At 65.9% G+C, this 12,598-nt stretch carries 11 protein-coding genes; 7 read left to right on the top strand and 4 right to left on the bottom strand.

Translation table 11 applies throughout. The features are described from left to right. The first annotated feature begins 146 nt into the window (after positions 1-146). Positions 147-1,364, top strand: a complete 1,218-nt coding sequence (locus QZ814_RS00485) for an integrase arm-type DNA-binding domain-containing protein (protein ID WP_294329059.1) — start codon at positions 147-149, stop codon at positions 1,362-1,364. 549 nt (positions 1,365-1,913) lie between these two features. Here QZ814_RS00485 and QZ814_RS00480 read toward each other — a convergent pair. From QZ814_RS00480 to QZ814_RS00470, 3 genes are read right to left on the bottom strand one after another with little or no spacing between them, the layout of a single operon-like run. Then, positions 1,914-2,693 carry a sulfite exporter TauE/SafE family protein gene (locus QZ814_RS00480; RefSeq protein WP_294329058.1) on the bottom strand — a complete coding sequence of 260 codons (780 nt, stop codon included), beginning with the start codon at positions 2,691-2,693 and terminating at the stop codon, positions 1,914-1,916. A 7-nt stretch (positions 2,694-2,700) separates the two neighbouring features. Continuing rightward, positions 2,701-3,219, bottom strand: a complete 519-nt coding sequence (locus tag QZ814_RS00475) for a rhodanese family protein (protein WP_294329057.1) — start codon at positions 3,217-3,219, stop codon at positions 2,701-2,703. A 4-nt stretch (positions 3,220-3,223) separates the two neighbouring features. Then, positions 3,224-3,538, bottom strand: coding sequence for a metalloregulator ArsR/SmtB family transcription factor (locus tag QZ814_RS00470; protein ID WP_294329055.1), 315 nt, complete (start codon positions 3,536-3,538; stop codon positions 3,224-3,226). 71 nt (positions 3,539-3,609) lie between these two features. On the opposite strand from QZ814_RS00470, the gene QZ814_RS00465 reads away from it, so the two are divergent. Further along, positions 3,610-4,494, top strand: a complete 885-nt coding sequence (locus QZ814_RS00465; protein ID WP_294329053.1) for an MBL fold metallo-hydrolase — start codon at positions 3,610-3,612, stop codon at positions 4,492-4,494. Here the strand turns inward: QZ814_RS00465 and QZ814_RS00460 are convergent. Beyond that, positions 4,491-5,435 carry a potassium channel family protein gene (locus QZ814_RS00460; protein WP_365897841.1) on the bottom strand — a complete coding sequence of 315 codons (945 nt, stop codon included), beginning with the start codon at positions 5,433-5,435 and terminating at the stop codon, positions 4,491-4,493. The genes QZ814_RS00465 and QZ814_RS00460 overlap by 4 nt on opposite strands. A gap of 263 nt (positions 5,436-5,698) precedes the next feature. Here QZ814_RS00460 and QZ814_RS00455 point away from each other — a divergent pair, with 263 nt between their 5' ends. The 5 genes from QZ814_RS00455 to QZ814_RS00435 all read left to right on the top strand — a co-directional run bounded on the left by QZ814_RS00455 (position 5,699) and on the right by QZ814_RS00435 (position 12,580). Next, entirely contained in the window at positions 5,699-8,116 is a 2,418-nt protein-coding gene (locus QZ814_RS00455; protein ID WP_294329051.1) for a membrane-bound PQQ-dependent dehydrogenase, glucose/quinate/shikimate family, read from the top strand. Between the two features lie 173 nt (positions 8,117-8,289). Then, positions 8,290-8,580: a hypothetical protein gene (locus QZ814_RS00450; protein WP_294329050.1), complete on the top strand. Its 291-nt coding sequence runs from the start codon at positions 8,290-8,292 to the stop codon at positions 8,578-8,580. A gap of 127 nt (positions 8,581-8,707) precedes the next feature. Next, positions 8,708-9,925, top strand: a complete 1,218-nt coding sequence (locus QZ814_RS00445; RefSeq protein ID WP_294329049.1) for a DUF4118 domain-containing protein — start codon at positions 8,708-8,710, stop codon at positions 9,923-9,925. A 99-nt stretch (positions 9,926-10,024) separates the two neighbouring features. Continuing rightward, on the top strand, positions 10,025-11,362 hold the full coding sequence (locus QZ814_RS00440) for a DUF2254 domain-containing protein (RefSeq protein WP_294329047.1): 1,338 nt from the start codon (positions 10,025-10,027) through the stop codon (positions 11,360-11,362). Positions 11,363-11,443: 81 nt separating this feature from the next. Beyond that, entirely contained in the window at positions 11,444-12,580 is a 1,137-nt protein-coding gene (locus QZ814_RS00435; protein WP_294329045.1) for a serine hydrolase, read from the top strand. The last annotated feature ends 18 nt before the right edge of the window (positions 12,581-12,598 follow it).

Below are 12,598 nucleotides of genomic sequence, written 5' to 3'. Positions count from 1 at the left end.
TCTAGAGAACATCGCTAGAAAACCGCAGAAAACTGCGATAAAATGGGCCTAACGCGGTCCCATATTTTCTCATTATGTTCCGCTGTGGCCCACTCAAAAGGGGCCACGAATCATGGGGCCACGAACGCTTCAGGAGCCGTGGCCCCATGCTTACCGTGGTCCAGATTCGAGCGCTTCAGCCGGCACCCCGGCCCTTCAAGGTTTTCGACTCGGACGGGCTCTATCTGCTCGTTCAACCCAGCGGCGCCCTGCTCTGGCGGTTCCGCTATCGCTGCTGCGGGATCGAGCGGAAGCTGTCGCTCGGCAGCTTCCCGGACGTATCGCTCCAGCAGGCTCGGAGGGCGCGGGACTTGGCGAAGGCCGAACTCGACGACGGCATCGATCCCGTCGAGGAGAAGCGGCAGAAGCGCCTCCAAGCGGAATTGGCGGTGAAGACCACCTTCGAGGTCGTCGCGACGGAGTACATCGAAAAGATGGAGCGGGAGGGGAAGTCGGCGGCCACCCTCAAGAAGGCGCGCTGGTTTCTGGAACTGCTAGCGGGCATAGCCCGGCGGCCGATCGCGGCGATAACCCCGCACGAGTTGCTCGACGTGCTGAAGCGGGTCGAGCGCCGAGGGCATCATGAAACGGCGGTGCGGCTGCGCTCCTTTGCGGGCCGCGTGTTCCGCTATGGCTTCGCAACGCTACGCACCGAAAAGAACCCGGCGGACATTCTCCGGGGGGCGCTGACCGTACCTCGTGTGAAGCACCACGCCGCGATCGTTGAACCGAAGAAGGTGGGCGAACTACTTCGCGCGATCGAAGACTATCAGGGTCGCCCGGAGACGCTGTATGCACTGCGGATCGCGCCGCATGTGTTCCTGCGACCGGGCGAGCTCCGGCAGGCTAAGTGGAGCGAGATCGACTTCGCCGAGAAGGTCTGGCGCGTGCCTGCGGAGCGCATGAAGATGAAGCAGCCGCATGCTGTGCCACTTTCCCGGCAGGTGCTGTATCTGCTCCAGGATCTGCGGTCGCTTGCGCGATCCAGCGAGTTCCTTTTCCCCGCGCTGCATACGACGTTGCGTCCGATCTCCGACAACACGCTGAATGTCGCACTTCGGCGCCTGGGCTTCGAGCATGACGAAATGACCAGCCACGGCTTCCGCGCCATGGCGAGTACGCTGCTTAATGAATCTGGCCTCTGGCATCCTGATGTCATTGAACGTGCATTGGCGCACGGCGAAAGGGATCGCGTCCGGGCAGCGTACCACCGGGGCGCCCACTGGGATGAGCGGGTCCGCATGGCGCAGTGGTGGTCTGACTACCTTGACCAGCTTCGCGTTGGCGGTGCGGTGATCAAGGCGAAATTCCGAAAGCGCGGGTAGAGTTGGCCTATTCGCCTGCGGTTGCAGGAATCGAACGCATCATAATGCGCACATCAAAACAAGTACTTACCGCGCTGCAGCAAAAACGGGGCCCCAGGGGTCAGGCCCCACTCCCCTTTTCGTAAATCGGGTTCGAAGCACAAACGTATCGGGTTGGGCAACTACGAACGTCGGAGATGTCCCATGATCGCTCGGCAGCCTCGACCAGAATGCGTCGTTTGGCGATCGGCCTGGCAACGGCAGCGTCTCTATAGCGGCCTGAGTCAACAGGAACACGCCACTCTCCGCCGTCGCGAGTGCGCCGGTCATGACGGATAGGCAGGCGACGAAGCCCGACGCGCTTCGGTCAACGTGCGCGCGTGCGTCGAGGCAGCGCGCGTGCATTTTGGTGGGTTGGATCTGACCGATGATACGGCGAAGTTTAGGTTTTTATCCATCGCGTCAGCGGATCTTAAGTATTTTTTGCTTTGTGCCTGGGAAGTATTTTTCCTATATGCATGGTAAATTATTTACGGGACACTGCTTCTGTATTAGACTGGGAAGCGAATTTTATAACACTGAGGCGATGACGTAGCCGCCAACACTGATCACGACGGCAGCGAATCCACGTTCTAACAGTCCCTTCCTGGCGCCGAGCATTTTGCCCAGCGATATTCCTGCCAGCGTCCCGCCAACCCCGCCCATGATCAGCACCGCCGTTACGCTCCAGTCGACCAGACCGGACAGGGCGTAGGAGGTCGCCGTCGTGAGACCGAGCGCGCTCACCACGACCAGCGATGTGCCGATCGCGAAGGGGAGGGGCATGGCCGTCGCGAGGATCAGCCCGGGCACGATCAGAAATCCGCCGCCGATCCCGAAGAAGCCAGCCGCCAGCCCGACGGCGAGGCCAATCGGTACAAGCCGGGGCAGCAGCGTCGCGGCGCTGCTGCGGGTGAGGCGGACGTCGGGAGCCTCGGTTGCGCGGCGCTTGCGTAGCATGGACAGGCCGACGCCGATCATCAGCAGCCCGAACAGGACAAGCAGCCGCTTGCCGTCGAACGCCTTGCCGAGTTCGGCGCCCAATGCCGCCCCGATCATGCCCGAGACTGCGAAGACGCCGGCGCATCGCCATTTCACGCGTCCGGCCCGGGCATGGCCGAGAAGGCTGGCGAGCGCGTTGACCGTGACGGCAACGGCAGCGGTGCCGATCGCGGCGTGCGGCGATCCGATGCCGACGACGTAGACTAGCAGGGGTACGGCGAGGATGGATCCTCCCCCGCCGACCAGGCCGAGAACCAGACCGATCACGCCTCCCGAGGCGAGCGTGGCGAGAAGCGTGGCGGTGTCCATTCTCGCCTCAAGCGCCTGCGCGCCGATTCCAAGGCATCAACCGCAACAGGTTTGCCATCCCGCACCAGCCGGTAATGCCGGCGAACATCAGCCCTGCGCCGACAAAGGCGGAAAGGCCCATAAATCCCGGGGCGACGAAGAGGCTGAGCAGCACCCCGGCCAGCACCAGCGCGCCTGCCGTGATTTGCACCTGGCGCATGATCTCGATCGGTTGCGAAGGGTCGGCGATCACGGGATGGCCTGCCGTCCGCCATGCATCGATTCCGCCTGCGAGGACATAGGACGGGGCGTCTGCTGCGACAGCACGTAGCTGTGCCGCGTTCGCCGCGGTGCGCATGCCGGAACGGCAGTGGAAGATGACCTGGCGCCCGTCGCGGGGCATCTCGCCGATCCGCTCGAGCGGGAGGTTCAACGCGCCGGGGATGCGCGCGCGCGCGTGTTCGTCGGTACCGCGGATGTCGACCAGTCGCGCGCCGGCCTCGATCGCGGCGCGGGTGTCGGCGGGGGAAAGGGGCGCAAGCGTCATCGCATCAATCCTTGCAGTAGAGCTGGTACAGGGTGGCGAGCAGCGTTTCGACGCGCGGGTCGGCGATGGCGTACCAGAGCGTCTGGCTTTCGCGCCGATAGGTAACGAGGCCCTCGTCGCGCATCTTGGCGAGGTGCTGCGAACAGGCAGATTGCGACAGCCCCACCTCGCGGGCGAGATCGCCGACCGTCCTCTCGCCATGCTCGACGAGCTTGCACAGCAGCATCAGTCGCCGGGCGTTGCCGATCGCCTTCAGCGTGTCGGCAACCAGGCCGGCCTTTGTCTCGAATGTCGCCAGGTCCATCGGTGGCTTGAGCATTGTGCAAACTCCATTAGCACTTGCTTATGTAGCATCCTCTAATATATTAGCAAGTGCTAACGGAGGAAATCATGGCGCAGCCCTGCATCGAAGCGTTCTTCGACGATGCCACCAATACGATCAGCTACCTCGTCGGCGATCCCGCCACGCGCGTTGCCGCGGTGATCGACCCGGTGCTCGACTTCGATCAGGCGAGCGGCGTCGCCGATACGCGCTCGGCCGAGGCGATCCTTGCCTTTGCACGCGATCATGGCTGGCGGATCGAGATGGTGCTGGAGACGCATGCCCATGCCGATCACCTGTCGGCCGCGCCGTTTCTCGCGGCGCAGACCGGGGCCTGGGTCGGTATCGGCGTGCATATCCGCGATGTGCAGAAGATCTTCCGTCCGGTCTTCGCGATGGATGACCTGAAGACCGACGGTTCGGATTTCGACCGGCTGTTCGAGGACGGTGATCGCTTCGCAATCGGCACGCTGGCGGTAGAGGTGCTGCACGTGCCCGGCCACACGCCCGCCGATCTGGCCTACCGGATCGGAGATGCGGTCTTCGTCGGCGACACACTGTTCATGCCGGATTATGGCACTGCGCGCGCCGACTTCCCTGGCGGCGATGCGCGCACGCTATACCGCTCGATCCGTCGCCTGCTCGCGCTTCCCGACGCCACTAGGCTGTTCCTGTGCCACGACTACAAGGCGCCCGGGCGCGACGACTATCGCTGGGAGACGACGGTAGGCGAACAGCGCCGATCAAGCGTCCATATCCATGACGGTGTAAGTGAAGATGCGTTCGTGACGATGCGCGAGCAGCGCGATGCCGGGCTGTCCGTGCCCAAGCTGTTGCTGCCCTCGATCCAGGTCAACATCCGCGCCGGGCATTTCCACCAGGCCGAGGCAAATGGCGTCACCTATCTGCGCATCCCGGTGAAGTGGAAAACGAAGGGAGGCCCGCCCGCTTAAGCATCGTCTGAGGGGACGACCTCGATGATCGTGTCGCCGGGCTGGAGCGACCGTGCCTCGGCTTGCCAGAATCCGTAACGCTGGCCTCCGCGATACAGGCGCAGGCCTGCGCCGGTGGTGATGGCGGACAGCGGCGAGCCGATCTCGCTCGCGGCCACCGGGCGCTCGCGGAGCGAGACAGCGCCGTGCAGCCCGGCCAGGTCCATCATATATTCGGCGAGATGCGGGCCGGTCGTCGATCCCGCCAGCAGCAATCCGGCGAAGCTCGCCGGATTGATCACGGTGGTGGCGCCGGCCTGCACGGCCAGGGCTTCATTGTCTTCCGATCGGATGACGACGCTGATCGGAAGCGTCGGGGCCAGGCGCCGCGCGGTCAGCACGATCAGGATGGACGTGTCGTCGCGCCCCGCCGCCACGATCATGGCGCTCGCCTTTGCCACCTTCACGGCGTCGAGCGTGGCGTTGCGGCTGGCATCGCCTTCCAGCACCATCACGCCTTCGGCTTCCGCGCGGGCCACCGCATCCGCGTCCGGGTCGATCACCACGATGGCATCGTGCGGCTTGCCCCGGCGGAGCAGTTCGGCCACCGCCTCCGTGCCGCTCGTTCCATGGCCGGCGACGATGACATGGCCATTCAGATCGCGCTGCAGGTTTCGCATCCGCCACTTCTCCCAGACCCCGCGCAGCACGAAATCATAGGCCGTGCCGAGAAAAATCAGCCAGACGAACAGCCGCACGGGGGTGACGACGAACGTATCGAACATCCGCGCCCGGTCCGTCACCGGCACGATGTCGCCATAGCCCACCGTCGTCACGGTGATCATCGTGAAATAGACGACGTCCACGAAACTGACCTTGCCGTCGGTGTTGTCGCGCAGCCCGTCCCGATCCAACCAGTGGCCGGCAAGTGCGACCCCGATCAGCGCAAGTGCCAGTGCCATCCGCCAGCCCAGCGACACCCAGGCGGGCGTACGCCCACGATGGCGCAGGACGGGCGCTTCTCCGATCCATCGACGAGGATTGCGCCGGGCCATCGGTCGGGGGTTTAGCGTGATGCCGGACGCGGAAGCAACCGCAGCGCTGCGGTGCTTTTTCGACTGTTACGGAACATTGCTGCCGAGGAATCGCTTGGGGTCTGAACCTGTTGCCTTCGCAGGCCGAACGGTTGTGCCGCTGCCGTTCCGCGCTCTCGGGAGAGCCCTTGATGTCCGACGCCCGCACCATCACTCGCGCCATTTTCAGCGATCCGTCGCATCTGAGTTGGACCGGACGGGTAGTGGGTGCGGTGGTGGCGTTGATCGGGCTGGTGCTAGCGATCGGCGGCGCCTGGCTGGCGGTGCTCGGCGGCTCGCTCTACTACCTCGTCACCGGCGTCGCGATGGTGGGAGCGGGGGTGCTGCTGGTGCGCGGGCGGACGCTTGGCGGCTGGCTCTATCTCGCGATCGTCGTCCTCACTTTCCTCTGGGCCTGGTGGGAAGTCGGCGCCAATGCCTGGGCGCAGGTGCCGCGGATCATCGCGCCGGTCGTGCTGCTGGTGGCGGTGCTCGCGGCGATGGCGACGATGAGCGTCCGACGTGAGCGGTGGCGGTTCGCGTTGGCCGGCGTGCTGGCCGCGGTGGCGATCACCGGCGTGGACCTTGCTGTGGCCGCGGCCGGTCAGCCCGACTGGGTGCAGGGTGCGCTGCCCGCGCCGGGTACCCAGGGCATGGCCGATCCGTCGGGCCAGCAGACCGGCGCCGACTGGCCGAGCTATGGCGGTACGGGTAGCGCCCGGCGCTATTCCCCGCTCGCGCAAATCAACGCGTCCAACGTCGGCAGCCTCAAGCGCGCTTGGCTGATCCACACCGGCGACATGCCGAGCTCGCCCAGGATCGCCAAGACCTATGGAGCCGAGAACACGCCGCTCAAGATCGGCGATAGCCTCTACCTCTGCACCCCGAAGAACATCCTGATCGCGCTCAATGCCGCCACGGGCGAGCAGCGCTGGCGCTACGACCCCAACGTGCCCGACAAAGCGATTCCCTACACTGCTGCGTGCCGCGGGGTCGTCTACTATGCCGTGCCCGGCATGGCGGCGAACCAGCCCTGCGCGACGCGCGTGATCGAAGGCACGCTCGACGCGCGGCTGATCGCGGTGGATGCGCGCAGCGGCCGTCCGTGCTCGGATTTCGGCACCAACGGCCAGGCCGATATCAAGCAGGGCATGGGGCAGGTACCGGCGGGCTATGTCTCGATCAATTCGCCGCCGACCTTGGTGCGCGGCATCCTCGTCGTCGGCCACCAGGTGCTCGACGGGCAGGACCGCTGGGCGCCCTCGGGCGTGATCCAGGGCTTCGACGCGCGCACCGGCAAGCTGCGCTGGGCGTGGGACATGATGCACCCGGAGTGGAACGGCTATCCGCCCGCGGGGCAGGAATGGGCACGCGGCACGCCGAACATGTGGACCATGGCCAGCGGCGACGAGCAGCTCGGTCTGGTCTACCTGCCGATGGGCAATGCGGCGGCGGACTATTATTCGAGCCTGCGTCGCCCGGAGGAGAACCAGTTCGCCACCTCGCTGGTCGCGCTGGACGTGACCACCGGCAAGCCGCGGTGGCGCTTCCAGGCGGTGCGCAAGGACGTATGGGACTATGATTTCGGCGCGCAGGCGACCTTGGTCGATTACAAGGGCGTCCCGGCGATGGTGCTGCCGTCAAAACAGGGCGACATCTACATCCTCGACCGCCGCACCGGTCGTCAGCTGGCGCCCGTCGGCGAGATCAAGGCACCGCAGATCGGCGTCGAGCCGCAGCAGCGCGCCGCCACCCAGCCGGTGTCGCTGTGGCACACGCTGCGCAAGCGTGACCTGACCGAGCGCGACATGTGGGGCATGTCGCCGATCGACCAGATGGTGTGCCGCATTCAGTTCCGCGAGGCGAGCTACAAGGGCTTCTTCACCCCGCCCGAGGCCGACCGGCACTCGATCGAATATCCCGGGTACAATGGCGGCACCGACTGGGGCGGCATCGCGGTGGATCCGCAACGCGGCGTGATCGTCGCCAACTATAACGACATGCCCAACTATGTCCGGCTGGTGCCGCGCGCCGAGGCGAACAAGCGGGGATGGCAACCGCGCGATCAGGCCCGCGGCAAGATCGGCGGAGCGGAAGGCGCAGGCGATCCCCAGGCGCACACCCCCTATGCGATCGACGTCAATGCAGGCTGGCAGCTGCCGTTCACCGGCATGCTCTGCAAGCAGCCCCCCTATGGCGGCATTCGCGCGATCGACATGGCGACCGGCAAGACGATCTGGGACCGCCCGCTGGGCGAGGCGCGCACCAACGGCCCGTTCGGTATTCCCTCGATGCTGCCGATCACCATCGGCACGCCCAACAATGGGGGATCGGTAGTGACCGCGGGCGGGCTCATCTTCGTCGCGGCCGCCACCGACAACCTGATCCGCGCGATCGATCTGCGCACCGGCAAGACGCTGTGGAAGGACGTGCTACCGGCCGGCGGCCAGGCGACGCCGATCACCTACGAGATCGGCGGCAGGCAGTATCTGGTGATCTATGCGGGCGGCCATCATTTCATGAAGACGCCGATCGGCGATGAAGTGGTGGCCTATGCGCTGCCGTCCTAGGGCGTTGATGGAGACCTGTACCGCCTTCGGGGAAGCGCACCCGCGATTGTTCTTACTGCAATGGTACCAAGGGGTTGCTGGGCGTATCCTTTGTTCAGCCCGACTAGAGAAGAGCGTGCCTTTCGCGGGCGACGGGCTACACGATCATTCACGGCATAGAACCGGGAAGACTTATGGCAGAGGAATCAAGGACCGAATTACACCATTCGCTCAATCTGGCGGGCTTCCGCGCGCTGGCGACCGCCGCCGGCCTGTTGCAGCTTTGCCGGGAGCTCGAAGCGGCGAAGCTTCTATCTCCCGATGCGATCGATCGCGTGCGCGACTCCATGTTCAACGAGTTGATGGAGCAGGCCGCCCCTGCGCGCCGGCACGACGCGGCCTTCGCAGCGCATCTCCGGCGCAGGCTCGAAGGCCTGTTTTCGGGCGCGGAGCGGCTCGGCGACACGCCCATTTTGCCGTCCTGACGCTGCGCGCCCCAAGCGGAGGATCGCTACGCTACCCCATTGGCGGCAGGCCGTATGGGAAGGCTGCGGCATGACAACGGGTCCCTCCGCCTCCGGCGCCGGTTCCCATCATCCGGAGGGGATGGGGATGCTCACCGTCGCCGTCAGCGGCTCGCCGCATTCCGAATGGCTTGTACAGCAGGCACGATCGCTTGCGGCGCGGCTCGGCGTTCCCTGGGAAGCGCTGCATGTCGAGACGCCTGCCGCCGACCGCGATTCGCCTCGCGGGCTTCGGGCCGCGGCGGCGCTTGCCACGGCGGCAAAGCTGGGAGCCACCATCGCGCGGGTGCCCGCCGCATCGGCCGCAGACGGAATCCAGGCGCATCTTCGAACCACGCCGATCCGGCATCTCGTATTGGGCCACACCGCGGAAGGTCGCCGCAGCTGGTTTCGCAGCCCCGGCATCGCCGACCGCCTTCTCGCGGACGAACAGCGCCTGGCGGTCCATCGCTTCCCCCATGCCCGCGAGGAGGATCGCGGCCGGTGGAACAGCGCCGGCCGGCCGGCCGCTTCGATACCCTTCCACCATTATCTGCTTTCGGCTGGCGCTGTAGCGCTAACCCTGGTGGTAGCGGGTCTGTTGCAGGCCCTTGTCGGGCTTCGCACGCTCGATCTGCTGTTCCTTTTCCCGGTGATCGCTGTCGCTGCGCGACTGGGGCTTGGCCCGGCCCTGCTCGCCGTGGCGCTCGCGGTGCTAGGCTATAACTATTTCCTCATGCGCCCGCTCAACGCGTTCAACCTGCACGCCCCGCTCAACCTGGTGATGGGCGGCGTCCTCGGGGCAGTGGCGGTCTATACGAGCACGATTACCGCACGGCTGCGCGGCCGGCTGGTGCTCAGCGACCGCAGCGCGCAGGAGAATGCGAGCATCGCCGCGCTCGCGCAGAAGCTGACGCGGGACGCCGATTGGGAGACGACTGCGCGGACGGTTTGCGAGCACGTCCATCGCCTGTTCGACGTGCAGGCGACGATGTACCGCGAAGTCGACGGTGCGATTTGCCACGTGGCGTCGATCCCCAGCCAGATCCGGCTCGGCCCGGTCAACCAGGCCGCGCTCGACTGGGCCTGGGCGAATGGGGAGGCGGCCGGTGTCGGAACCGCCGTGCTGGGCGCAGCGGACTGGCAGTTCCATCCATTGAAAACCTCACTTGGCATGCTCGCCGTGCTCGGCATCGCGCGCGACGACGGACGGGATCCGGTGAATGCGGTGCAGAAACTGCTGTTGCACACGCTGATCGCGCAGGCTGCCTTGGCGCATGAGCGGCTGCGGCTTGAAGACAGGATGCGCGAAACGTCACGGGCATAAGCGAGCAGCCACGGCGCCTTCCGGCTGGTCGATGCGTTGGAATGCGGAAGGAGAAACAGGCATGGTGTTCGCCACGACGGCGCTTGCTCGAGAGCTGGCATGAAAGCTGTGATGGTCCGCCTCGCCGATCAGCTCCGCCAGAGCTACTGGTTCATCCCCACGGTAATGACGCTGGCGGCGGTACTGCTGGCCGGCGGCATGGTGTGGCTGGACGGGCAGGACGGATCGGGCTGGATGGACCGCTTTGCCTGGCTGCATGCCTCGCGACCCAGCGGCGCGCGGCAACTGCTCTCCGCGATCGGCGGATCGATGATCACCGTGGCCGGCACCGTCTTCTCGGTGACGATTGCCGCGGTCGTCTATGCCTCGGGCGAATACGGGCCGCGACTGCTCAGCAATTTCATGCGCGATCGGGGCAACCAGATCACGCTTGGCACCTTTATCGCCACCTTCCTCTACTGTATCATCGTGCTGCGGACGGTGCGGTCCCCGGAGGAGTCCGGTGCCGCCGCGTTCGTGCCCAATCTCGCGGTGCTGGTGGCGTTGCTGCTTGCGGTCTGTTCCGTGGGCGTGCTGATCTTCTTCATCCACCACGTGCCGCAGCGCATCCACATCAACAGCGTGATCGAGGATATCGGTCGCCGCCTGCTGCACGAAGTGGACCGCCGCTTCCCGAGCGTGATCGGTACCGCCGACCCCGATGCCGCCGAAACGGAAGCGAAAGATCGCCTGGAGCCGGACGGCAGCCCGCGCGCGGTCGGGGCGCGGGGCACCGGCTATATCCAGCTGATCGACGAGGATCTGCTGATGCGGACCGCTACGGATTCCGATCTGGTGTGCCGCATCCGCTACCGGCCGGGAGATTTCGTGCATGAAGGTCGAACGCTGCTGGAGCTGTGGCCGGCCGAGCGGTGCGACGATGCGTGCATAGGCCAACTGCAAGGCGCCTTCGCGCTCGGCGCCCAGCGTACCGCGTTGCAGGACCTGCGCTTTCTGATCGACGAACTTGTCGAGATTGCCGACCGGGCGCTCTCTCCCGGCATCAATGATCCCTTCACTGCGGTCACTTGCATGGACTGGCTCGGGGCGGCGCTTTCGGATCTCGGTCGCAGAAAGCTGCCGGAGCCGCTGCGTCGGGACGAGGCGGGCGTGGTGCGGGTGATCGCGCATCCGCTTGATTTCCCGGCGCTGCTGGAACGTTCGTTCGGTGCACTGCTGCAGCATGCGGGGACCAGCACGATCGCGGCGCTCCATTACCTGCACACACTGGGGGAGATTGCCGCGGACTGCGACAATGCCGATCGCCGCGCGCTTCTCGCGCGGTGGGTGGACCGGATCGAGTTCAAGGCGAACGAGGCTCTCCTGGACCATGATGCGCGACGTGTCGTCGCGGCAGCGCGCGCGGTGCGGGCAACGATCCTCGTTGGCGACGAATGACCACTGCTGGGCGACGAACCGAGGCAGCGCGCCCTGCATTCCTGAGCTTCCGACGGTAAGCCGTTTGGAAAGGAGGGCTATTTGCCACGTATCGATACTGTCGTCCGCTTCGGCGCGCACGTTGCGCCGGCTATCCTGCTCGCCGCCTGTGTACCCGCTGCACCCCCTGTCGCCGTAAAGGCGCCACCGCCGCCGCCCGTTGCACGCCCGACGCTGGTCGCGCCGCCGATCGACGCAACCTCCGCAACGCCAAGGCCCAGGCGGTCCGATGAGCCGCCGGCCGCCTTGCTCAACGCGGTGCAGGCCCTCGGCGCCGGGTTCCAGGGGCAGGTTGCAATCTCGGTACGGGATGTCGATCGTGGCTGGATGGTCGCATGGAACGGTGACCGACCGCATCCGCAGCAGAGCGTCAGCAAGCTGTGGGTGGCGATCGCCGTGTTCGACGCGATCGATCATGCTCGGCTGTCGCTTGCCACGCCGGTGACGGTAACCCGCAGCGACCTTACCGTCTTCCATCAGCCGATCCGCCCGCTGGTCGGGCCGAACGGCTATCGCACCACGGTCGGCGCGCTGCTCGAATGCGCGCTGACCCGCAGCGACAACACCTGCAACGACGTGCTCTTGTGGAAGGTCGGCGGTCCCGCCGCCATCCGCCGCATGCTGAAGGAGAAAGGCGTAAACGGCGTCGGCTTCGGCCCCGGCGAGCGTGAGCTGCAAGCCAAGACCGCCGGTCTGGTCTGGCGCAAAGAATGGGCGGGAGGCTGGGGTTTCCTCCAGGCGCGCGCGGCCATGCCTGCGGCAGAACGCCGCAAGGCGCTCGATCGCTATCTGGCCGCGCCCTATGACGGCGCGACTGCCAATGGCATCACGCTGGGCCTGTCGCTGCTAGCGCAGGACAAGCTGCTCAGCCATGGCTCTACCGATAGGCTTTTCCGGATCATGCTCGCGAGCAAGACCGGCCCCTTGCGCCTGAAGTCCGGCCTGCGCCCAGGCTGGAAGATAGCGCACAAGACCGGCACCGGCCAGGAACTCGGCAATCTCGCCACTGGCTATAACGATGTCGGCCTGCTCACCGCTCCTGACGGCCACCGCTATGCAGTGGCGGTGATGATCGCGAGCACGCGCCAGCCGATCCCGGTGCGGATGCGGCTGATGGGTGACGTCACCCGTGCGGTGATCCGCACGGCGGAAGGAGGCGCGTCTTCGCTTTCCGGGTAGAAATCGCCTAACCTGGGT

Origin of the sequence: uncultured Sphingomonas sp. (assembly GCF_913777625.1) — a bacterium.
Taxonomy (GTDB): domain Bacteria; phylum Pseudomonadota; class Alphaproteobacteria; order Sphingomonadales; family Sphingomonadaceae; genus Sphingomonas.
Note: the sequence above shows the minus strand (reverse complement) of the source record. Positions and strands in the feature narration are given on the sequence as shown.

What these genes read in the sequence shown, in the direction of transcription:
- QZ814_RS00485 (WP_294329059.1), top strand. Translation starts at nt 147, where the DNA reads ATGCTTACCGTGGTCCAGATTCGAGCGCTTCAGCCGGCACCCCGGCCC.
- QZ814_RS00480 (WP_294329058.1), bottom strand. Translation starts at nt 2,693, where the DNA reads ATGGACACCGCCACGCTTCTCGCCACGCTCGCCTCGGGAGGCGTGATC.
- QZ814_RS00475 (WP_294329057.1), bottom strand. Translation starts at nt 3,219, where the DNA reads ATGACGCTTGCGCCCCTTTCCCCCGCCGACACCCGCGCCGCGATCGAG.
- QZ814_RS00470 (WP_294329055.1), bottom strand. Translation starts at nt 3,538, where the DNA reads ATGCTCAAGCCACCGATGGACCTGGCGACATTCGAGACAAAGGCCGGC.
- QZ814_RS00465 (WP_294329053.1), top strand. Translation starts at nt 3,610, where the DNA reads ATGGCGCAGCCCTGCATCGAAGCGTTCTTCGACGATGCCACCAATACG.
- QZ814_RS00460 (WP_365897841.1), bottom strand. Translation starts at nt 5,435, where the DNA reads ATGGCACTGGCACTTGCGCTGATCGGGGTCGCACTTGCCGGCCACTGG.
- QZ814_RS00455 (WP_294329051.1), top strand. Translation starts at nt 5,699, where the DNA reads ATGTCCGACGCCCGCACCATCACTCGCGCCATTTTCAGCGATCCGTCG.
- QZ814_RS00450 (WP_294329050.1), top strand. Translation starts at nt 8,290, where the DNA reads ATGGCAGAGGAATCAAGGACCGAATTACACCATTCGCTCAATCTGGCG.
- QZ814_RS00445 (WP_294329049.1), top strand. Translation starts at nt 8,708, where the DNA reads ATGCTCACCGTCGCCGTCAGCGGCTCGCCGCATTCCGAATGGCTTGTA.
- QZ814_RS00440 (WP_294329047.1), top strand. Translation starts at nt 10,025, where the DNA reads ATGAAAGCTGTGATGGTCCGCCTCGCCGATCAGCTCCGCCAGAGCTAC.